Raw genomic sequence first — 21,454 nt, forward strand, 5'->3', positions numbered from 1 at the left:
GCCTCTTCAACTTTCCATTTCATATCCTATATATTTGTGCACCCTTATCGTTCGAATAAAGAGAACAGCCATGCCAACCTATCGTTATCGTTGTGAAGCCAATCAACAGATCTACGAGGTAAGACACTCCATGAATACAACACTCACGACCTGGAGCGAACTGGAACATCTGACAGGTGCTCAAGACAAATCAATACCAGGAGATACACCTGTAAATAAGGTGCTAACTGCCGTTGGCCTAGTGAAAAGCAGTGCGCTGAAAAATCCTGAGGCACCACCATGCGCAAACAAGAACTGTTGCGGTGGTTGCTCAGGATAACAATATTGAAAGGAAAAAACTGTCAGGCTGCTCACCTGACAGCGGATTAATCATGGATGTAAAACGGTAACCCCACCCATATACGGCACCAGCACTTCCGGCACTTCAATTGATCCATCGGACTGCTGATAGTTCTCCAGAACGGCAACCATGGCTCTACCAACCGCGAGCCCGGACCCGTTCAAAGTATGCACCAGCTCTGGCTTGCCGGTTTCCGGGTTTCTATAGCGGGCCTGCATACGGCGCGCCTGGAAATCAGTCAGATTGGAACAACTTGAAATCTCACGGTATTTGTTTTGTCCAGGCAACCAGACCTCAAGGTCATAGGTCTTGGCGGACCCAAACGTGCTGTCTCCACCACACAAAACAACTTTTCGATATGGTAAGTTCAGCTTCTGTAGAATCGCTTCAGCATGACCCACCAGCTCTTCCAGTGCCTCGAAAGACTTTTCAGGATGAACAATCTGAACCATTTCAACTTTTTCAAACTGATGCTGGCGGATCATTCCGCGGGTATCTCGGCCATAGCTACCGGCCTCACTGCGAAAACAAGGTGTATGCGCGGAATATTTGAATGGTAAGGCCTCGGCATCCAATACCTGATCACGAACCATGTTAGTGACAGGGACCTCCGCTGTTGGGATCAAGTAATAATTCTGATCACCCCGCAGCTTAAACAAATCCTCTTCCAGCTTCGGCAAATTACCGGTACCGAACATGGAATCTGCATTTACGATAAAAGGCACATTTAATTCAGTATACCCATGCTCATTGACATGGGTATCCAACATGAATTGGGCCAGCGCACGATGAAGACGAGCCAGTCTGCCTTTCATCACCGCAAAACGACTACCGGTTATTTTTCCGGCAATGTCAAAGTCCAGACCATCCAAACCACTGCCCAGGTCGACATGATCCTTAACTTCAAAGTCAAACTCTCGTGGCGTTCCCCAGGTTAAAACCTCAACATTATCGTCTTCAGTCAATCCTTCGGGCACCGATTCATCAGGGATGTTCGGAATGCGCGCCAGCATATCATCCAGCTTACCCAGAACGTCCTTGAGTCTTTCGCCGGAATCATCCAGACGGTCAGATATCTCAGCCAGCTTCTCCTGAACTTGTTGCTTCGCCTGATCAACAGGAACACCAGTAGCAATCAACTGCCCGATTTCCTTGGAGACCTTATTTTTCTCAGCCTGCAAAGACTCAGACTCAACCTGCAACGATTTTCTTTCTGCCTCCAACGACTGAAAAGTATCCACATCGAGCGTGAAGCCTTTTTTCTTCAATTTCAGAGCCACATCTTCCAACTCTGTACGCAGCAGTTTGATATCCAGCATGATTGATCCTAAAAAGATTAAACGAATAATTTTCCAACTTGTATACCCATGACGACAGCCAGAAGGCACCCGACAACACTACCAATGCCATACATCAACGCCATAGTATTGTTACCCTGATCCCACAGCAACACAGATTCCAGTGCAAAACTGGAAAAAGTGGTCAAAGCTCCAAGAAATCCAACTTGTATAAGAGTACGCCAGTGTCCCAGCAGGGGGTATTTTAGTGTGAACCAGATAAATGCCAAGCCCATAACAAAACTACCGATGATATTGGCAAGCAAGGTTCCAACGGGTAGCCCATGAGCCATCCAATTACGCGTAAGCTGCGCCAGCATATAACGGCACATTGCACCACAGGCACCACCAGCAGCAACTGCCAGCAAAAAACTCCAATGATAAGGACTCATGATGAATAACGTTTCCTATTCGAATGACGGTCAAGGTTGGACAAATACTCAAGTTTCTCCTTGATTTTTCCCTCCAGCCCACGGGCGACAGGAGCATAAAACGTCTGATCTTTAAGGCTTTCAGGAAAATAATTTTCCCCCGCCGCATACCCTTCGGGCTCATCATGGGCATAACGATATTCCGCTCCCATTCCCATGTCTGACATCAGCTTTGTCGGTGCATTACGCAAATGCATCGGAACCTCCTCCGATGGCGACTCAACAACCAGCGACATCGCGCTCTTGTAAGCCTTATAAACAGCATTGCTTTTGGGAGCACAAGCCAAATATATGACGGCATGGGCAATAGCCAGCTCACCCTCAGGAGACCCTAATCGCTCCTGGACGTCCCAGGCATTCAAAGCCAACGTCAAGGCCCTGGGATCGGCATTACCAATATCTTCTGATGCCATGCGAACCACCCGCCTTGCTACATATAAAGGATCACAACCGCCATCAATCATTCGACAAAACCAATACAATGCCGCATCTGGCGCACTTCCCCTTACAGACTTATGCAAAGCAGATATCTGTTCGTAAAAAACGTCACCACCTTTATCGAAGCGACGAACAGATCCGCCGATAATCTCCCGAACCAGCTCATGGCTCACCTCTACTCCCGGCTCCGCAATATCAGCAATCATCTCGACCATACCGAGCAGCCTGCGTGCATCACCATCTGCCGCAGCGACTACCAGCTGGCTGGTTTCACTAGAGAATTTCAGTTCCTGACGCTGCAGCTGTTCATCATATTTCAATGCATGATCTAACAGCTGAGACAACTCTGATTCTGCCAGGGATTGCAATTTATAAACCCGCGCACGGGAGAGCAAAGCACTATTAAGCTCAAACGATGGATTTTCAGTCGTTGCGCCTATAAAAATAAAAGTACCATCTTCTACATACGGCAAAAAAGCATCCTGCTGGGACTTATTGAAACGATGCACTTCATCCACAAACAACACCGTTCTACGACCCTGAGAACGGTACATCAACGCTTTATCGACTTTGCTTCGAATATCTTTGACACCCGCCATAACGGCAGACAAAGTATCGAAATGACATGCAGTCAATCGTGCCAAAAGCTTAGCCAGAGAAGTTTTGCCAACACCAGGCGGGCCCCAAAGGATCATAGATTGCAACTGATCATTTTCGATACTTCGACGTAGAGGCTTACCTGAACCAAGAACATGCGACTGACCAAAATAATGGTCGAGCGAAGTTGGCCTCAAACGTTCTGCCAAAGGCCTAAAACGGTTTTCGTCCTGATCAAACAGATCATTCATTCTGCCTGTTCCAACACATCAACACCATCTGGAGGAACAAAATCAAATTCATGACCATCCAGAGCAACATTGGTTTTGGTATCAAACAATTCAATAATGGTTTTTTGACCGAGTGAGTCTTCAAACAACAGGGCATTGACAACTTTTTCTTTAAAAGAAACCTGGATTGAACTTAACCCTGAATTCTCTTTTACCGGAGTCAATACATAAACCCCATCACTGTTCAGCGAAACATCATACAACCGCTTTATTTGCTGCTCGTCTCCAGAAAGAATCACAGCTGGGCTATCCTGAATTTTTGATTTAGCCGGCTGAATGGTGACCTGGTCCAAATCCCGATCATATATCCACAGAGTTTTCCCGTTGGACACAATTTCCTGCTCTACTGGAGGATAACTAAGCCAGACAAATTGATTCGGCCGTTTTATTAGAACCTCTCCTTCAACAGATTCAAGGGTTGAATCATCACTTGATACCGTGGACTGGACAAAACCCGCTTTAAAATTGTCATACTGCGTCAACAAAGCAATAAATTGCTTAAGATTACTTTCCGAGGCAAAAACAGCTCCCGGAAGCATACACACCAAACACAAAGCAATTTTTATATTCATAAGATTCCTATTATTCCGGAGGAGGTGGAGCCAAAACTTCGCGATTACCATTATGGCCGGCACTACTGACAATTCCTGCTTCTTCCATAGATTCAACCAATCGAGCAGCACGGTTGTAACCTATACGAAACTTTCTTTGCAAAGAAGAAGCAGATACTTTCCTGGTTTGAGTAACAAATGCGACAGCCTCATCAAAAAACGCATCTGCTTCTCCTTCGTAATCACCACCAGATAACGTCATGCCTGGAATAGAATCATCTGACCCACCATCAGTAATTTCATCAATATATACAGGTTGACCTTTTTGCTTCCATTCACCGACAACACTGTGTACTTCTTCATCAGACACAAACGCACCATGAACCCGCTCCAGATAACTGGTGCCCGGGGGCATATATAACATATCCCCATGCCCTAACAGCTGCTCTGCACCGCCCTGATCCAAAATGGTTCGGGAGTCAATTTTTGAGGAGACCTGAAAGGCTATTCGAGTGGGTACGTTGGCCTTGATCAAACCAGTAATCACATCAACTGATGGCCGCTGCGTTGCAAGTATCAAATGAACACCAGCCGCACGAGCTTTTTGCGCAAGACGAGCGATCAGCTCTTCAACTTTTTTGCCGACGATCATCATCATGTCAGCAAACTCATCAATGACAACCACGATAAATGGCAATGACTCCAACGCCGGCGCAGTTTCACCTTCTATATGATCTTCCGCCTTCCAAAGAGGGTCCTTAATAGCATCCCCTTGCGCCTCAGCCTCCTTGATCTTTTTATTAAAACCAGCAATATTCCGAACACCTACTGCCGCCATTAACTTATAACGACGCTCCATTTCCGCAACACACCAGCGTAAAGCGTTGGCAGCGTCTGACATATCTGTAACAACTGGAGTTAACAAATGAGGGATACCATCATACACAGATAATTCCAACATCTTGGGATCAACCAATATCAGCCGTACCTGTTCCGGTGTCGCTTTGTAAAGCAGGCTGATAAGCATGGCATTCACACCTACAGACTTACCGGATCCAGTTGTACCTGCCACCAACAGGTGAGGCATTTTGGCCAAATCTGCAACCACCGGCGTCCCACCGATATCATGCCCCAACCCCATCGTCAGAACAGAATGCGAGCGGTCATAGATCGCCGAAGACAAAACTTCACTGAGATGTACAATCGCCCTGTTCTCATTAGGAACTTCAATACCGACCGTTGTTTTACCTGGAATGATCTCCACCACCCGCACACTGGTCATGGCCATTGACCTGGCCAAGTCCTTCGCAAGATTACTGATTTTGCTAACTTTCACACCTGCAGCAGGCTGGATTTCAAAGCGGGTAATCACAGGGCCAGGAGCAACCGATACAACCTCTGCTTCAACTCCGAAGTCCTTCAATTTGATCTCCAAAAGCCGCGACATTGCTTCCAAAGATTCTTTACTGTATCCGGATTTTCGGTTGGCATCTGGTTGGGTCAACAATCCCAGCGAAGGCAGTTGTGCAAGAGAACTGGAGTCAAACAAAGATGGCTGCTTTTCCTTGACCGCACGCTGGGAAGGTTCAGGCTTTGGCTTCATCGGCTGGATCTTGGGCGGTTTCTTTTGCTCTTTTTTCTGTAATGCCACCTCAAGCGTAGCCTTCCGTTGCTCCAAAGCATTACGTGAATACGCAGCTTCCTGACGATTGCTTTTCCAAACCCGAATACGACTGACCACTCGCTCCGATAACCACAACACCACCCCACCAAGGGTCTCCATCACTTTTAGCCATGAAAGATTGGTTGCAACCGTAAGACTAAACATAAACGCAGCAACCAGAATTAGCGTGCTACCAACCAGATTAAAACTGCTAAAAAAGATATCCGAAATCCATTGCCCCAAAAAACCACCGGCTGTAGCAGGGTTGGTCGACGGAAAATGCAGGCTTGCAAGTCCTGCCCCAGACAGCATGAGAATAATGGACCCCAGAAGCCTGACAGCAAACACCAGACCACTCCATTTTTTCTCATCGTGACGATCATGAAACAATGACCAGGCGCGATAGATCAGCACCAATGGCAGAATATAGGACAAATCACCAACGAGGCTCATCATGACATTGGCAATCCAGGCACCTGACGGACCGGCCATATTATGCACCGTCAGATCATGCCCCACATACGACCAACCTGGATCTTTAGGGTAATAACTAAAAAGAGCCAGTCCCAGGTAAGCAGCCAACGCCAGGAGAGCAATCATCCCTCCTTCCCTTATTCCTCTTTCTTTCAAATGCTGCCAGTGGGAGCTGGTTGTCGATTTTTCGGTCTTTGCCAAACTAGGTACCTTGATTTTACTAAAAGCCCGTTGATGAGCAGATTACCCCAAGTGTATCTCAAAGCCCTTGTCTTCTGTAGACAACCCTTTGAAAATACGGGGAAATTTCTCAAAACTGATGAGTCTAATGGATATTCCCTGGCTAAACACTGAACAACCATACTTCCCTGACGTGTACAAGGCTCTAAAACAGCCTAATGGCCTACTGGCAGTTGGGGGCCAGCTAACGCCTGACTGGTTAAAGGCAGCCTATCATAAGGGCATATTTCCTTGGTTTAGTGATAACGAACCGATTATCTGGTGGTCACCATCTCCCCGCATGGTTCTATATCCCGAAAGGCTACGGATAAACAGGTCTCTGAGAAAACATCTCAAAAAAAATGCCATCACTCATGTAAGTTTTGATCGCAGATTTGCAGATGTCATCAATCATTGCGCCCAGGTCAGAGCAAACACAACTGGTACCTGGCTGGTGCCTTCGATGATATCAGCGTATTGCGAAGCACACCGACAAGGGTTTGCCCATTCTGTTGAAGTATGGCAACACGATACACTTGTTGGCGGACTGTATGGGGTAAACCTGGGAAGTATTTTTTTCGGTGAATCAATGTTCAGCCTGACCACCAATGCCTCAAAATATGCTTTATTGGCACTTACAGCGGCCCAGACCGAGCTCAGCCTGATTGATTGTCAGATGAAAACAGCATACTTAAAATCCATGGGTGGTGAAGAGATTGATCGTGCAGATTTTCAGCAACATCTAAAAGCCAGCTATGAACCAAACGTATTCATCAGCGATACTGTGCTTAGTCATTCTGACCTACTATCATTAGCACCATGAATAATTTTGTTTTCTATCGCACTCACGAACATGAATGCAGCTACCTTCCAGACCAGAAGGCGAGAACATTGTTTTTGTCTCCCGATACCAGGCCGACACCAGAGATTAACGAGGCCCTGGGACTGGTTGGCTTCAGGCGTTCTGGCGACCATATATATCGACCTGACTGCATGGATTGCCAGCAGTGCCTTTCCTGTCGAATTGTAGTGTCTCAATTTGTCTGGAAACGATCTTTTCGTCGTATACTAAAGAAAAACAGCGACATCCAAATCCAAATCGTAAAACCACTGTTCAGTGACGAACACTACAACCTGTACAGTCGATACCTGGAACTTCGTCACCAGGATGGAGACATGTACCCTCCTTCACCCGAGCATTACCACGACTTTCTTGTCTCAGATCAACCTCAGGCCCGGTTTGTAGAGTATCGCCGCAACGGACAACTGGTTGCCACAACAGTTATAGACTGGTTTTCAAGTGGCCCAAGTGCAATCTACACGTACTTCGAACCGGAACTGGAACCGTTAAGCCCGGGAACCCTGGCAATTCTAACCCTGATCAGACTGGCACAGGCTCACGGTCTTCCTTTTGTCTATTTAGGCTATTGGATTAAAGATTCAGTCAAAATGAACTACAAGACCCGGTTCCAACCTTTAGAGGTATTTCTTCAAAATCAGTGGCAATTATTGAAAAACATTGATAATCCTTTGAAAGATGGGCAATTTTCAGGCAGAATGCCGCGCCTGTAAATAATTTGCTTTGGATTAAATAGACCAACTATGGCAAAAGAAGATGTCATCGAAATGGAAGGCGAAATCCTCGAAACCCTTCCCAATACCATGTTTAGAGTCAAGCTCGAAAACGGTCATGTTGTAACTGCACATATTTCCGGCAAAATGCGTAAGAATTACATTCGCATTTTAACGGGAGATAAAGTGAAAGTTGAAATGACACCTTATGACCTTAGTAAAGGTCGTATTACTTACCGAGCCCGTTAAATCTATAGCCTACATAAGTTGAGCCAATAATTGTTGAATCAACGATTAATGTAGTAACACATAACAAAAAGGCACCATACTGGTGCCCTTTGTTTTATATTGCAGCAAAACCATTTAGGCTGGCTCTGCAACTTCCTCTCCTACCAGCGCGATGTCATCGTTCTCGACAGTAACGCGAATAGTGCCACCCCCAATCAAACGACCAAACAACAGCTCTTCAGCCAATGGACGCTTAATCTTGTCTTGAATCAACCTGGCCATCGGGCGAGCTCCCATTTTTTCGTCATACCCGTGATCACACAGCCATTGTCTCGCACTTTCGTCCACATCCATCTGAACTTTCTTCTCATCCAGCTGGGCCTGCAATTCGGTCAGGAATTTATCCACAACCCCCATAATAATGCCAGTGTTCAATGGCTTGAACTGAACGATTGCATCGAGCCTGTTGCGAAATTCGGGAGTAAATGCCTTCTTGATGATTTCCATACCATCTGTAGTGTGGTCCTGAGTAGTAAAGCCCATGCTTCGACGCCCCATTTCCTCAGCACCGGCATTCGAGGTCATTACCAATATAATGTTTCTGAAATCCGCTTTACGGCCATTATTATCGGTCAACGCTCCATGATCCATAACCTGCAATAGTAAATTGAAGACCTCTGGATGGGCTTTCTCTATTTCGTCCAACAACAGCACCGCATGAGGATGCTTAGTAACTGCATCAGTCAGCAAACCTCCCTGATCAAAACCCACATACCCTGGAGGAGCCCCTATTAAACGAGACACGGTATGCCGCTCCATATACTCAGACATATCAAAACGTATCAACTGTATCCCCAGGCTTTCCGCGAGCTGCTTGGTAACCTCCGTCTTACCAACCCCTGTAGGCCCCGCAAACAGAAAAGAACCTATCGGTTTCTCAGTAGGCTTCAGACCGGCCCGCGCCAGCTTTATAGAAGCGGCCAGTGTTTCAATAGCCTCTTCCTGCCCAAAAACTGTCATTTTTAAGTTGCGTTCCAGGTTTTTCAGTAATTCCTTGTCTGAACGATTAACTGTTTTTGCAGGAATGCGAGCAATGCTGGCAATAACCTTCTCTACATCGTTAACACTAATTACTTTTTTGCGCTTGCTCTCAGAAACCAGCCTCTGCGCCGCTCCAGCTTCATCAATGACATCAATGGCCTTATCCGGCAAATGTCGATCAGAAATGTACCTAGCCGCGAGTTCAGCTGCAGCTTTCAACGCTGTGTCATGATATTTGATCTCATGATGCTGCTCGAAACGCTCTTTCAAACCTTTCAAAATTTTATAGGTTTCATCAACACTCGGCTCCAATACATCAATCTTCTGGAACCGGCGTGTTAACGCACTGTCTTTTTCAAAGATGCCTCTGAACTCCTGGAACGTGGTAGAGCCGATGCATCGCAACTCTCCAGAACTGAGCAGAGGCTTAAGCAGATTACTGGCATCCATGACGCCACCTGAGGCAGCACCTGCTCCGATAATCGTATGAATTTCATCGATAAACAAAATGGACTTGGGTTTTTTCTTTAACTCAGCCAACAGAGATTTCAAACGCTTTTCAAAATCCCCTCGATATTTGGTTCCTGCAAGCAAGGCTCCAAGGTCAAGGGAATAAACTGTTGCCTTGTCAATAATTTCCGGCACCTCCTGGTCAACAATACGCTTGGCCAGACCCTCTGCTATCGCAGTCTTGCCAACCCCTGTTTCGCCAACCAGCAAAGGGTTATTTTTTCTTCTGCGGGAAAGAATCTGAATCACCCGCTCAACTTCTTTCTCTCTCCCGACAAGAGGATCAATTCTGCCATTTCTGGCCATTTCGTTCAGATTTGTGGCAAAACTTTCCAAAGGATGCTGCCCCATGGACTCACCAGAATCATCATCTGGATTTCCATGCTGAGAACTGGGATCAGGACTCGACTCGGAATCAGGGTTCTGCACCTTGGAAATTCCATGAGCGATAAAATTAACCACATCAATACGATTAATATTTTGCTGTTTAAGAAAAAAAACAGCCTGACTTTCCTGCTCACTGAATATCGCAACCAGAACGTTAGCACCCGTTACTTCTTTTTTTCCGGAAGATTGAACATGAAAGACAGCCCGCTGTAACACTCTTTGAAAACCAAGCGTAGGCTGCGTATCCCTGTCTGTATCACCTGCGGGAATTAGTGGCGTGGTTGAGTCAACAAACTCAATCAGTTCTTTTCGGAGCTTATCAAGATCGGCTGCGCATGCTCTCAGCACACTGGTTGTCGACTCATTATCCAACAACGCCAATAATAAATGCTCCACCGTCATGAACTCGTGGCGTTTTGCTTTCGCATCTTTAAACGCGTTATTTAGGGTTTGCTCAAGGTCTTTACTCAACATTTTTCACCCTTCCTCTTTCTTTGATCCCATAGACGGCGCTACAGAACACGCTCTACTTCACAGATTAACGGATGCTCGTTTTGACGCGAATATTCATTAACCATTGCCGCTTTGGTCTCTGCGATATCCTTAGTATAGACCCCACACACACCTTTGCCCTGTGTATGGACTGTAAGCATTACTTGAGTTGCCTTTTCACGATTCATACCAAAGAACAATTCAAGTATATGTACCACAAACTCCATAGGAGTATAGTCATCATTTAAAAGAATGACTCGATATTGCGAAGGTCGTTTTAACTCTGGTTTTGAGGTCTCAACTGCAACTCCACCCCCATTATCTCCTTCTAAAGGATTATGATCTGCCATTAGTCGTGCTTCATCCAATTTAATATACTGTCGTTTCATTAGGCCAGTCAGTTTATGTAATTGGTAGGTAATCAATACCGTTACATTAACAATGATAATGTGCCTTAAAGTGGAGGCTTTAGACAAACACCTTGTTAACTCTGTTACAAACTTTACCAAGTCTGTCCAGATTAATAATGGCATTTGTTGACTAATACAAGCTCTATCCACAACATTGTAACGGCCAGACTGCTCACAAATCAGTCAGCTTGAGGCTTAACCCAGCATTTTAGGAGTTTCATAATGCCTGCAGGGAAAGTTAAATGGTTTAACAACGCCAAAGGGTACGGATTCGTATTAGCAGAAGGAAGTGATGAAGATCTTTTTGTACATTATTCATCCATTATGATGGATGGATATAAAACATTGAAAGCGGGACAACCGGTTGCATTTCGAACAACCAAAGCCAATCGAGGCACCCATGCTATTGATGTCCATGTTGCAAAAGATGAGACCCATGCAAGGGAATTAGCGGTGGAGTTAGATCAGACCTCGACAGAAATAGAAAAACGAGCATAGACTCAGGGCAAAGAAAAAGCCCCTATTTTTAGGGGCTTTGGCTTTTTTTATTTCAAAATTATGCCATTGCTTTAATAATGGCTTTGCCAAATTCAGAAGCTTTGACCAAAGTGGCACCTTCCATCAAACGATGAAAATCGTATGTAACTGTTTTAGCAGCGATTGCATCAGCCATACCTTTAAGCACTAAATCAGCAGCCTCAGTCCAACCCATATGGCGCAACATCATTTCACCAGACAGGATTAATGAACCGGGGTTAACTTTGTCCTGTCCTGCATATTTAGGTGCTGTACCGTGAGTTGCTTCAAACACAGCAACTTCATCAGAAATATTAGCACCCGGTGCAATACCGATTCCGCCGACTTCTGCAGCCAATGCGTCAGACAAATAGTCACCATTCAGATTCAGTGTTGCAATAACGCTGTATTCAGCTGGACGAAGCAAAATCTGCTGCAACATTGCATCAGCGATTACATCTTTAACAATGACCTGCTTACCAGTTCTTGGATTTTTGAACTGCATCCATGGTCCGCCATCAAGAAGCTCAGCACCAAACTCTTCTTTAGCCACTTCATAGCCCCAATCTTTAAAGGCGCCTTCAGTAAACTTCATGATGTTGCCTTTATGAACCAGCGTCAATGAATCACGATCATTATCGACAGTGTATTGCAATGCCTTACGCACCAGACGCTTGGTACCTTCTTCAGAAACAGGCTTAATACCAATACCACAATTCTCAGGGAAACGGATTTTAGTGACACCCATTTCCTCTGTCAGGAATTTGATAATTTTGTCTGCTTCAGGCGTACCCGCTTTCCACTCAACTCCTGCATAGATATCTTCGGAGTTTTCACGAAAAATCACCATATCGACGTCATTTGGCTTCAGAACCGGGCTGGGAACTCCAGTGAACCACTGAACCGGGCGCTGACATACATACAGGTCAAGCTCCTGACGGATGGCTACGTTCAAAGAACGGATACCACCCCCCACAGGAGTGGTCAGAGGACCTTTAATACCAACACAAAACTCTTTAAACGCATCAAGAGTTTCTGCAGGCAACCAAGTATCGGCATCATAAACAGTAGTTGCTTTCTCTCCGGCATACACTTCCATCCATGAGATTTTCTTTTCTCCACCATAGGCTTTTTCTACAGCCGCATTGATAACCTCAATCATTGGCGGAGTTACGTCAACACCAATGCCATCACCTTCAATATAAGGGATAATCGGATTATTGGGGACATTCAATGAACCATCAGCGTTAAAGCTGATTTTGCTGCCTTCTGATGGCACCTGGATTTTTTGGTAACCCATATGTTCGCTCCATTAGCTAGTACTGGTATTGTTTTGGGGGCGTGGAGTATATCGCATCATTCAAGTATCGAATAGCGACCTTGGTGTAAGGTGCCGACACAATATAAGCCCTGAACAGACCACATGTGTGAATTAGGAAACATGACCAAAATCATCTTATTAAATAAACCGTTTAATGTACTGTCACAGTTTCGAAAAAACGATGAGCGCAAGACTTTAGCGGACTTTGTGAAAGATGCAACAGTAAACGTAGCCGGGCGCCTGGATTATGACTCTGAAGGCCTTATTGTTCTTACAGATAACGGCCTATTACAACAACAGATTTCCAATCCAAAATACCAAAAATGGAAGACCTACTGGGTCCAGGTAGAGGGTGAGATTGATGAAGCCAGCATTCTGAAACTGTCTCGTGGAATCTCGCTGAAAGATGGCATGACCAGACCAGCAAAAGTGCAGAGCATCCCAGAGCCTGATATATGGAAACGTACTCCGCCCATTCGTGAACGAAAATCAATACCTACCAGCTGGATAGAAATCTCTATTAGTGAAGGCAGAAATCGCCAGGTAAGGCGCATGACCGCTGCGTTGGGATACCCGACTTTGCGCCTGATACGTACAACTGTTGGCGAATGGAACCTTGAGGGGCTACTGCCAGGTGAGTATCGGGAGCTTCAGATTGACGCTCCCGAGCAGATATCAGAAAACCCAAGAAATAAAATCAGACGATTGGATCAACGTCCTGGTCGTAATCGACGCTGGCGTAGCCAAAACCGAAAAGCCTGAAAAATTCTTCCTGATAAGCCGTGAAGTCGGCTTTTTCATCCAGGTTGTCGGTATTAACCTCACCCCAAATAGCAGCCACCCTGTCCTGAACTTCAGGTTTCAACTCATTGAGATCCATCCGGATTCTGCCTTCTTCATCAAGCGTCAAAGCAGACTGAGCATATAATTCATTGTTGAACAACCCACTCACCTGTTCAATACACCCTTCATTGGTGCCCTGTTCTTTCATAACTTTTATCAGAATTGACAGGTACAAAGGCATAACAGGTATTGCCGAGCTGGACTGTGTAACAACTGCTTTTAAAACTGACACATAGGCAGAACCATTGAGAGGTTTCAGGCGTTCAGCAATCACTTTACAGGCACGATCAACGTCCTGTTTGGCACGGCCAATGGTAGCACCGCCATATATCGGCCAGGTTAACTCCTTGCCGATATAGCTATATGCGGTAGTCTTGACGCCATCAGCTAACACACCTGCCTCAGCAAGTGCTTCCATCCACAATTCCCAATCTTCACCCCCCATCACTTTTATAGTGTTGGCAATTTCCTCATCATTTGCCGGTTCAAGGGTGAACTCTCCAACCTGACGGGTATCAGTATTTAGGTTTTTGCGGGTAACCGGCTCACCAATGGCCTTCAGAGAAGAAGAATAAGTGATGCCGGTTTTGGGATCCGTACGTCGCGGCGAACCAAGGCTATATATAACCAAATCAATCGGTCCCATTTCAGATTTAACTGCCTCAATGACGGCCGCCTTTGCTTCGTTTGAAAATGCATCAACATTAAACGATCGGGCATAAACACCTGCTTCATGTGCAAATGATTCGAATGCCTTGGTATTGTACCAACCAGCTGAAGCAGTACGCTTTTCAGTAGGCTCTTTTTCAAACATAACTCCCAGCGTGTTGGCACCGTAACCGAAAGCTGCGGTAATTCTGGAAGCCAGGCCATAGCCGTTGGAACACCCTATAACCAACACATTCTTAGGGCCACTCCCGGTCGGCTTATTGGCTTTTACATATTCAATCTGTTCACGCACATGCTCCCCACATCCAGCCGGATGGGCAGTTGTACAAATGAAACCACGAACTTTGGGCTTAATGATCATAAAAGAATTATCCTTCGATATTTTCTCTGGCAACGAATCGCCGGCAGTCTAAGAGCTTGTAAGACGGATAAGAAGCCAAATAAGTCACAAGTGTGTTCACTTTTGCAATACAGCCTCTTGATAAGTCACAACTTGACCGTAACTTAATCACAACGACCATCCATTGCCTATAGTTTTGAGATGAGTTCTAATCCGCCCCCTTCTGAGCGAAAGATTATTATGAATAAAGATACCAAAGTCATCGTTGGCATGTCAGGCGGAGTAGACTCTTCTGTCAGCGCACTGTTACTACTGGAACAGGGCTATCAGGTTGAAGGTCTGTTCATGAAGAATTGGGAAGAAGACGACGGTACAGAATACTGTACCGCCAAGGAAGATCTTGCAGATGCGCAGGCTGTTTGTGACCGTCTGGGGATAAAACTACACCAGGCAAACTTTGCTGCGGAGTACTGGGATAACGTCTTTGAACATTTTCTGGATGAATACCGGGAAGGTCGCACTCCCAATCCAGATATTCTCTGCAACAAAGAAATTAAGTTTAAAGCGTTTCTTGAGTATGCTCAGGTTTTAGGTGCCGATAAAATAGCCACCGGTCATTACGTCAGAAAATCCGGCACTGGTCACGATACAAAACTACTCAAAGGCCTGGATCCCAACAAGGATCAATCTTATTTTTTGCATGCTGTTGGAGCTGCGGAGCTTGATCTATCGTTATTTCCGATTGGTGAACTTGAAAAACCAAAGGTCCGGGAATTGGCAGAGAAACACCAGTTTGTCACTGCCAGAAAAAAAGACAGTACGGGTATATGCTTTATAGGAGAACGCCGCTTCAGCGATTTCCTAAAACAATACCTGCCAGCCAAACCCGGACAAATTGAGACGGACAAGGGAGAAGTAATTGGCGAGCACAGCGGTTTGATGTACTACACAATTGGACAACGACAGGGCCTTGGCATAGGTGGCTTGAAAAACCATACTGAAGCTCCCTGGTTTGTTGCAGCCAAAGATCTGAATCGCAATGTTCTCACTGTTGTGCAAGGACAGGATCATCCACTCCTCTACACTCAGTACCTGAGCATGAATAAATATGACTGGGTAGATGGTGTTGGCCCCATTGATGGCAGCCGGCTAAACTGCAAACATCGTTATCGCCAGCCCGATCAGGCTTGTACTATTATTCGACAGAAGAACAAATATATAGTCGAATTTGATCAACCCCAGCGAGCCATTACTCCCGGCCAGTCTGCGGTATTTTATCGGGAGGATATTTGTCTGGGTGGTGGAGTAATCGAAAAAACCTGGAACTAATAGAATTGACATAACCAATAACTCACTGAATATACAGAAATCTAAATGACAAAATCAGTTCAGGATCAAACTCTGGCAATTGCAGGGGTTTTCCAATCAGCCCTGTTAGTGGACGAACTTGCCCGCCAAGGTCAAATTTCACCTACAGACCTTGAGATTGCGGTGAGCAGCATTTTCAATACCGCGCCCCAGTCAGCTATAGACATATACAGCGGGGAAGTCTCTAACCTGCGCCAAGGCCTGAACGGTATCAGAGCGCTGTTAAGTCGTGACACCAAAGGCCTCCCCCAAGATGTAGTCAGATACGCAATGGGCATCATGCACATTGAAGGAAAAGTCCGAGAAAACAAGGCGCTACTGAACAAATTATCAGAGGGAATTGAACGTTCGCGCGGACAAAAAGAGTATTTTGACAACCTTATCCACGATTCAGTTATTGGTTCACTGGCAAATACCTACATAGATACTATATCAACCTTATCTTTTAGAATTCAGGTGACTGGAAACCCTACTCTGCTGCAGGATGAGCGCATTGCCAGTCGTATAAGGACATTACTGCTTGCCGGTATCCGCAGTGCCTTTTTGTGGCACCAAAGCGGCGGACATCGCTGGCATTTTTTATTTCGACGCGGCCTGATACTCAGAACAGCACGGCAAATCCAGACACAGGGACTCCAATGATCTTCTGATCCCTGTATAATGCACGCCCTTCACAAGACGTTCTTCTAACTTCACGAGAGTCATTTCATGCAATTATCATCGCTTACAGCTATTTCGCCGGTTGATGGTCGTTACGGTAGTAAAACAGAATCACTCAGACCCATATTCAGCGAATACGGGTTAATAAAGGCCCGGGTCACTGTTGAAGTAAGATGGTTGCAAAAACTGGCATCACATCCCGCGATACAGGAGCTACAGCCACTCTCTGCAGGTGCTAATGACTTTATCGATCAACTGGTCAACAATTTTAGTGAAGCTGATGCACAAGCCATCAAAGATATCGAAAAAACCACCAACCACGATGTCAAAGCGGTCGAGTATTTTCTAAAGGATAAATTCTCTGCTTCTGAAGAACTCAGCAATATCAGCGAGTTCGTACACTTTGCCTGTACATCTGAAGATATCAATAACCTGTCTCACGGATTAATGCTGATAGAAGGACGAAATGTTCTGGTACCAGTGCTTGAGTCTATTGTGGAAAGCATCAGACAGCTTGCCCTGAACCACGCTGATATCCCCATGTTGTCACGCACCCATGGCCAAACCGCTTCTCCGACCACCCTGGGAAAGGAAATGGCTAATGTCGCCCATCGCCTTGCCAGACAACTGAACACCATTAAAAGCTCACAAGTACTGGGCAAAATCAATGGCGCTGTCGGCAATTACAATGCACATATATCTGCATATCCGGAAATTGACTGGGAACAAAATGCCCGGGAATTCGTAGAATCACTGGGGCTGAACTGGAATCCGTATACAACTCAGATTGAACCTCATGACTATATTGCAGAATTATTTGATGCTTTTGCCCGGTTCAATACGATACTGATCGACTTTAACCGTGACGTCTGGGGCTATATCTCTCTGGGATATTTCAAGCAAAAAACAATTACCGGCGAAGTGGGTTCCTCCACAATGCCACATAAAGTGAACCCAATTGATTTTGAAAACTCTGAAGGAAACCTTGGGGTGGCTAACGCCTTGTTACAACACCTGGCCAGCAAACTCCCGGTATCCCGTTGGCAACGCGACCTGACAGACTCAACAGTATTACGCACTCTCGGAACCGGGTTTGCCCACAGCCTGATCGCTTACCAAGCCACATTAAAAGGCATTTCCAAACTAGAGGCCAACCCGCACAAACTGGCCGAAGACCTGAACAATGCGTGGGAGGTTCTGGCGGAACCCATCCAAACCGTAATGCGTCGTTATGGCATTTCTGAGCCCTATGAGAAATTAAAAGCCTTTACTCGCGGAAAAGCGATTACCCAGTCTGCTATCCAGGATTTCGTGAATTCCCTCGAGTTACCGGAAGATGCCAAACAAAACCTGCTGGCAATGACACCTGCATCCTACATCGGCAATGCTGCTCAGCAAGCCAAAAAAATCTAGTATATTTTTTGACCGGGAGAGACAACCTCTCTCCCACCTCCATTCAACACATCAAATAAACACTGAGACCTTTCGTGCAACAAACCCTTAACTTTGATATCGATGATTTCCTGAAAAATTACTGGCAATGCAAGCCATTGCTGATCAGGCAGGCGATTGATCCTGATTTGTTACAGATTTCCCAAGAGGAGTTATTTGATTTTGCTGCACAGGAATGGGTGGAGTCACGGATTGTCAGCAGTCAGGATCAACAAGACTGGACCCTTCATCGCGGTCCCTTTGAGCCTGACGACTATGAACGCTTGGCCACCAAAGATTGGACCTTACTGGTACAGGCGGTTGATCAATTTATTCCCGAAGCAAATCAGTTAAAGAAGATGTTTGATTTCGTCCCCAGTTGGCGGCTGGACGACATCATGGTAAGCCTGGCAAAGACCGGGGCCGGCGTCGGACCTCATTTTGATCAATATGACGTGTTTTTAATTCAGGGATGCGGTCAGAGGCGCTGGCAAATTGGTCCGGTTGGGGACAGTAACTCTGCCCTGCTGGAAAACTGTGAATTAAGTATCTTAAAGAATATGCAAGTAGATCATCAGTGGGACCTTTCACCCGGTGATATCCTCTATCTACCGCCAGGAATCACACACAATGGCACAGCTCTGACCGATGACTGCATGACGATCTCAGTGGGATTCCGGGCACCGGCACACAGTGAAATTCTGGACGACTACTTCGGTCGCCTCAGCGCACGTATAGACCAGAGCCTGCGCTACACTGACCCTGCAATCCAGATGCAAAAGAATCCACATGCCGTGACTGTAGATGCGGTTTCAAAGTTAAAAACCATTGTCGGACAATACGCCAATAATGAGACCTTACTCAGTCAATGGCTGGGCGAGTTCATGACCGAACCCAAGTATCCTGAGCACTTTCCTGAACAACCCACTCCTTCCTGGGAGGTCATGCAAGATATTATTAACACAGCAACCTGTTTCCAGTTACATCCCGGTGCCAGAGCAGCAGTTGATGATAAATATCTATTTATAAATGGAGAAAGTTGGGCACGCCAAGAACTCAACAGTGAGCTGATTGATTTTGTCTTGAATCATACGATCGCTGAAGCATCTCAATTCAACAAATGGCTTGAGAATGATGCAGGCAGACAACTCGCTATTGACTTGATCAGTCGTAACTGTCTGCTTTATGAAGAAAGCCAATAAAAGCCGGAATCAGCCACTAATAGATTCAGACAATACCTAATAGCATTTTCAATGACGACCATTCCCTGCTCCAGAATGGTCTTCTCCTCAATAGCCAATGCCGGCGTGACTTTAACTGTTTGATCTCTGGATCCACAGGTCTCAATTATCAAACCAGCACTCATACAAACCTTCGCAACAGCAGCGGTACCTGCCCAGTCCAGAACTTCCCGCAGAGGCAATGCTGTCAAAAAATGACTCCTGTCTCTCTTCGCAAAAGGCTCGCAACAACCCTGATTTTTCGTTCAAGCATTCATTCAAACTCATGATCACCCATACAACTGAATTATCTTGTCAGCTGCAACAAGGGCCAAATTATTGCTCCAGACATGTCGTTATCCCCTCCTTTTAGCCATACCTCCATTTCAGTTGAAAACAACAAAATGACTAAGGCAAACCAATCGTCCCCATGAATTTCGACACACAAACCATATTTGGCACTATTTCGGCATATTCATAGCTGAAAAATCTTCCGCTTCTTCCACAGACGACCCGGATATCATTAATAATAAGCATGATATCGAAACCATCACACAATTGATGAACACCACCAAGTCAACTGATGCTTTCCTGGTTTACCCCCCCCCTCCCCGAGGAGTCCCGAGAATAATGACAACCGGCAAATCGCCCCCTAACCTTGATCCGTAAGTAACTTTCGATGGTCACCAATGCAGTCAAAATCTGCTCCCAGGTAACCATCAACTGGCAAATGAGTGACAGTACTATGAAACCTGATGTTTAAGCTTAACAACGTTGCTGACACTCCATAAAAAGCATCCGTGAATGCAACAAGTTTTCGTCGCCCAGCATATTTTCGAACCAATTTTACAGCAGACTCAACTACACTAGCTCCAGAGGGCCTGGTAAATTGCATTCTATAATTCAGACCATGAGATTTAAGAATTTTCTCTTGAAACGCCTAAATGAAGCGCTCTTTGGTATCAGAGCGGCATTATTGAGGGCGTTGTGTATCAGACGGAGGCATGGTTTCAATCACCATGGCCAGCTTGGACTCAGCTGGCCATTGGTCGTTTTTGGCGTTTATGTCCGGGCATGGACTGACTTGCATCTCTAGTAAATAATTCCTTTCCCAACAAGCAAACAAAGTCTGAACTTCGATTTGATAACCGAGTAAAGCTTGTGAAACCCAGGGAGTAACGCCTAACCCGGCCGCTAAACATGCGGGGTGAATCTTGTGGTATTGGGATGTACCAGGATATTGAGACCACTCTATTGGCACAGCCAATGCGGGCCCTGGAAATCCAGGTGCTTTGCGCGACATTGCCAAGCTTCTCAAGACGGCAATTAAAAAGATCAGAACGATCTACTTGATTGTCAGACCAATAGTACAGATACAAACGGTTCAAAAAATAGTTATTGAGAGTTGTCTGAACCGTTTCTGATAACCCATGGCACGAAAACCATTATATGAACATTATTTTACTCTTTCTTTCCTGCTGGTAGGCAGAAAACCAGCTAACAACACCTGCAATCGCAATGGCTAAGAGTAAAACATATTGCAATGAAACGAACTTAATACCTTTGGTGTAGTAAAGCCAAATGCCGATTACATCAACAATAATCCAATAAACCCAGCTTTCTAGTCGACGTCGGGCCATCAACCACATCGCCACAAAACTCATCACTGTCGTAAGAGCATCCAGGTATGGAAATGAAGCCGGTTCAGGAAACCATTTGGGCAGGTGTAGATGAATACCACTCATGATTCTGCCTACGGCCAGAGATGATACCAAAGTAAACAGAACCCAAATTAGAACATTGCCTTTTGAGCCAACAATAACGGGAGTTTTTGTTTGTGAACTAGATTGACTGGCCTGCCAATACCACCAACCGTATACGCTAGCCCCAATATAGTATATCTGCTCAAGAGTATCTGAATACAATTGATACTGGTAAAACAGCATCATATAAAGAACGACGCTGATGATACCAATTGGCCAAGTCAACATATGGCGCCGGGCAATCAATAAAACCGACAGTAAATAACAAATCGTCCCAAAGAACTCCAGATAACTCATTGGGTATTCCATGACCGTAAAAAACACCGTATTTACGTCAAACAAA

Annotated in this window: 22 protein-coding genes; 10 read left to right on the top strand and 12 right to left on the bottom strand. The window is 45.5% G+C overall.

The window, feature by feature from the left end; all coding sequences use genetic code 11:
- Positions 1-70 precede the first annotated feature (70 nt).
- Positions 71-319 carry a zinc ribbon domain-containing protein gene (locus tag ACQY6I_RS07700; RefSeq protein WP_428240893.1) on the top strand — a complete coding sequence of 83 codons (249 nt, stop codon included), beginning with the start codon at positions 71-73 and terminating at the stop codon, positions 317-319.
- Positions 320-369: 50 nt separating this feature from the next.
- Here the strand turns inward: ACQY6I_RS07700 and serS are convergent, their stop codons facing one another.
- Genes serS through ACQY6I_RS07725 form a run of 5 tightly spaced genes read right to left on the bottom strand, consistent with a single transcriptional unit; the run spans position 370 to position 6,322 of the window.
- Entirely contained in the window at positions 370-1,659 is a 1,290-nt protein-coding gene (serS, locus tag ACQY6I_RS07705; RefSeq protein WP_428240894.1) for a serine--tRNA ligase, read from the bottom strand.
- A 17-nt stretch (positions 1,660-1,676) separates the two neighbouring features.
- Complete coding sequence (gene crcB, locus ACQY6I_RS07710) at positions 1,677-2,069, bottom strand: fluoride efflux transporter CrcB (protein WP_428240895.1); 393 nt, start codon at positions 2,067-2,069, stop codon at positions 1,677-1,679.
- Positions 2,066-3,394 carry a replication-associated recombination protein A gene (locus ACQY6I_RS07715; protein WP_428240896.1) on the bottom strand — a complete coding sequence of 443 codons (1,329 nt, stop codon included), beginning with the start codon at positions 3,392-3,394 and terminating at the stop codon, positions 2,066-2,068. Before ACQY6I_RS07715 ends, crcB begins: the two co-directional genes overlap by 4 nt.
- Positions 3,391-4,056, bottom strand: a complete 666-nt coding sequence (lolA, locus tag ACQY6I_RS07720) for an outer membrane lipoprotein chaperone LolA (protein ID WP_428240897.1) — start codon at positions 4,054-4,056, stop codon at positions 3,391-3,393. The genes ACQY6I_RS07715 and lolA overlap by 4 nt, the downstream gene beginning before the upstream one ends.
- Positions 4,016-6,322 (bottom strand): DNA translocase FtsK, encoded by a 2,307-nt coding sequence (locus tag ACQY6I_RS07725; protein ID WP_428240898.1) that lies wholly within the window; start codon positions 6,320-6,322, stop codon positions 4,016-4,018. The genes lolA and ACQY6I_RS07725 overlap by 41 nt, the downstream gene beginning before the upstream one ends.
- 118 nt (positions 6,323-6,440) lie before the next feature.
- On the opposite strand from ACQY6I_RS07725, the gene aat reads away from it, so the two are divergent.
- The 3 genes from aat to infA are packed head-to-tail and all read left to right on the top strand — an operon-like array spanning position 6,441 to position 8,161.
- A complete protein-coding gene (gene aat / locus ACQY6I_RS07730; protein ID WP_428240899.1) occupies positions 6,441-7,163 on the top strand; it encodes a leucyl/phenylalanyl-tRNA--protein transferase in 723 nt (240 codons plus the stop codon).
- Positions 7,160-7,912 carry an arginyltransferase gene (locus tag ACQY6I_RS07735; RefSeq protein ID WP_428240900.1) on the top strand — a complete coding sequence of 251 codons (753 nt, stop codon included), beginning with the start codon at positions 7,160-7,162 and terminating at the stop codon, positions 7,910-7,912. Before aat ends, ACQY6I_RS07735 begins: the two co-directional genes overlap by 4 nt.
- Before the next feature lie 30 nt (positions 7,913-7,942).
- Entirely contained in the window at positions 7,943-8,161 is a 219-nt protein-coding gene (gene infA / locus ACQY6I_RS07740; RefSeq protein WP_044617713.1) for a translation initiation factor IF-1, read from the top strand.
- 114 nt (positions 8,162-8,275) lie between these two features.
- On the opposite strand, the gene clpA is transcribed toward infA, so the two are convergent.
- Both clpA and clpS read right to left on the bottom strand, forming a co-directional pair.
- On the bottom strand, positions 8,276-10,552 hold the full coding sequence (gene clpA / locus ACQY6I_RS07745) for an ATP-dependent Clp protease ATP-binding subunit ClpA (protein ID WP_428240901.1): 2,277 nt from the start codon (positions 10,550-10,552) through the stop codon (positions 8,276-8,278).
- Positions 10,553-10,590: 38 nt separating this feature from the next.
- Positions 10,591-10,920: an ATP-dependent Clp protease adapter ClpS gene (gene clpS / locus ACQY6I_RS07750; RefSeq protein ID WP_428241014.1), complete on the bottom strand. Its 330-nt coding sequence runs from the start codon at positions 10,918-10,920 to the stop codon at positions 10,591-10,593.
- A gap of 282 nt (positions 10,921-11,202) precedes the next feature.
- On the opposite strand from clpS, the gene ACQY6I_RS07755 reads away from it, so the two are divergent.
- On the top strand, positions 11,203-11,478 hold the full coding sequence (locus ACQY6I_RS07755) for a cold shock domain-containing protein (protein WP_428240902.1): 276 nt from the start codon (positions 11,203-11,205) through the stop codon (positions 11,476-11,478).
- A 58-nt stretch (positions 11,479-11,536) separates the two neighbouring features.
- On the opposite strand, the gene icd is transcribed toward ACQY6I_RS07755, so the two are convergent.
- Entirely contained in the window at positions 11,537-12,796 is a 1,260-nt protein-coding gene (gene icd / locus ACQY6I_RS07760; RefSeq protein WP_428240903.1) for an NADP-dependent isocitrate dehydrogenase, read from the bottom strand.
- Between the two features lie 141 nt (positions 12,797-12,937).
- On the opposite strand from icd, the gene ACQY6I_RS07765 reads away from it, so the two are divergent.
- On the top strand, positions 12,938-13,579 hold the full coding sequence (locus tag ACQY6I_RS07765; protein WP_428240904.1) for a pseudouridine synthase: 642 nt from the start codon (positions 12,938-12,940) through the stop codon (positions 13,577-13,579).
- Here ACQY6I_RS07765 and fabV read toward each other — a convergent pair.
- Complete coding sequence (gene fabV / locus ACQY6I_RS07770; protein ID WP_428240905.1) at positions 13,515-14,690, bottom strand: enoyl-ACP reductase FabV; 1,176 nt, start codon at positions 14,688-14,690, stop codon at positions 13,515-13,517. The genes ACQY6I_RS07765 and fabV overlap by 65 nt on opposite strands.
- A 219-nt stretch (positions 14,691-14,909) precedes the next feature.
- Here fabV and mnmA point away from each other — a divergent pair, with 219 nt between their 5' ends.
- The 4 genes from mnmA (at position 14,910) to ACQY6I_RS07790 (ending at position 19,330) form a co-directional block, all read left to right on the top strand.
- Positions 14,910-15,998 (top strand): tRNA 2-thiouridine(34) synthase MnmA, encoded by a 1,089-nt coding sequence (mnmA, locus tag ACQY6I_RS07775; RefSeq protein ID WP_428240906.1) that lies wholly within the window; start codon positions 14,910-14,912, stop codon positions 15,996-15,998.
- A gap of 45 nt (positions 15,999-16,043) precedes the next feature.
- Complete coding sequence (gene hflD / locus ACQY6I_RS07780; protein ID WP_428240907.1) at positions 16,044-16,679, top strand: high frequency lysogenization protein HflD; 636 nt, start codon at positions 16,044-16,046, stop codon at positions 16,677-16,679.
- Between the two features lie 66 nt (positions 16,680-16,745).
- Positions 16,746-18,110: an adenylosuccinate lyase gene (gene purB, locus ACQY6I_RS07785; protein ID WP_428240908.1), complete on the top strand. Its 1,365-nt coding sequence runs from the start codon at positions 16,746-16,748 to the stop codon at positions 18,108-18,110.
- A gap of 74 nt (positions 18,111-18,184) precedes the next feature.
- Complete coding sequence (locus ACQY6I_RS07790) at positions 18,185-19,330, top strand: JmjC domain-containing protein (protein ID WP_428240909.1); 1,146 nt, start codon at positions 18,185-18,187, stop codon at positions 19,328-19,330.
- Here ACQY6I_RS07790 and ACQY6I_RS07795 read toward each other — a convergent pair.
- The 3 genes from ACQY6I_RS07795 to pnuC form a co-directional block, all read right to left on the bottom strand.
- Positions 19,312-19,560, bottom strand: coding sequence for a hypothetical protein (locus ACQY6I_RS07795; protein ID WP_428240910.1), 249 nt, complete (start codon positions 19,558-19,560; stop codon positions 19,312-19,314). The genes ACQY6I_RS07790 and ACQY6I_RS07795 overlap by 19 nt on opposite strands.
- Before the next feature lie 196 nt (positions 19,561-19,756).
- On the bottom strand, positions 19,757-19,906 hold the full coding sequence (locus ACQY6I_RS07800) for an aminotransferase class III-fold pyridoxal phosphate-dependent enzyme (RefSeq protein WP_428240911.1): 150 nt from the start codon (positions 19,904-19,906) through the stop codon (positions 19,757-19,759).
- Between the two features lie 887 nt (positions 19,907-20,793).
- Positions 20,794-21,408, bottom strand: a complete 615-nt coding sequence (gene pnuC, locus ACQY6I_RS07805; protein WP_428240912.1) for a nicotinamide riboside transporter PnuC — start codon at positions 21,406-21,408, stop codon at positions 20,794-20,796.
- Between the last annotated feature and the right edge of the window lie 46 nt (positions 21,409-21,454).

Origin of the sequence: Gynuella sp., from assembly GCF_050297175.1 — a bacterium.
Classification (GTDB): domain Bacteria; phylum Pseudomonadota; class Gammaproteobacteria; order Pseudomonadales; family Natronospirillaceae; genus Gynuella.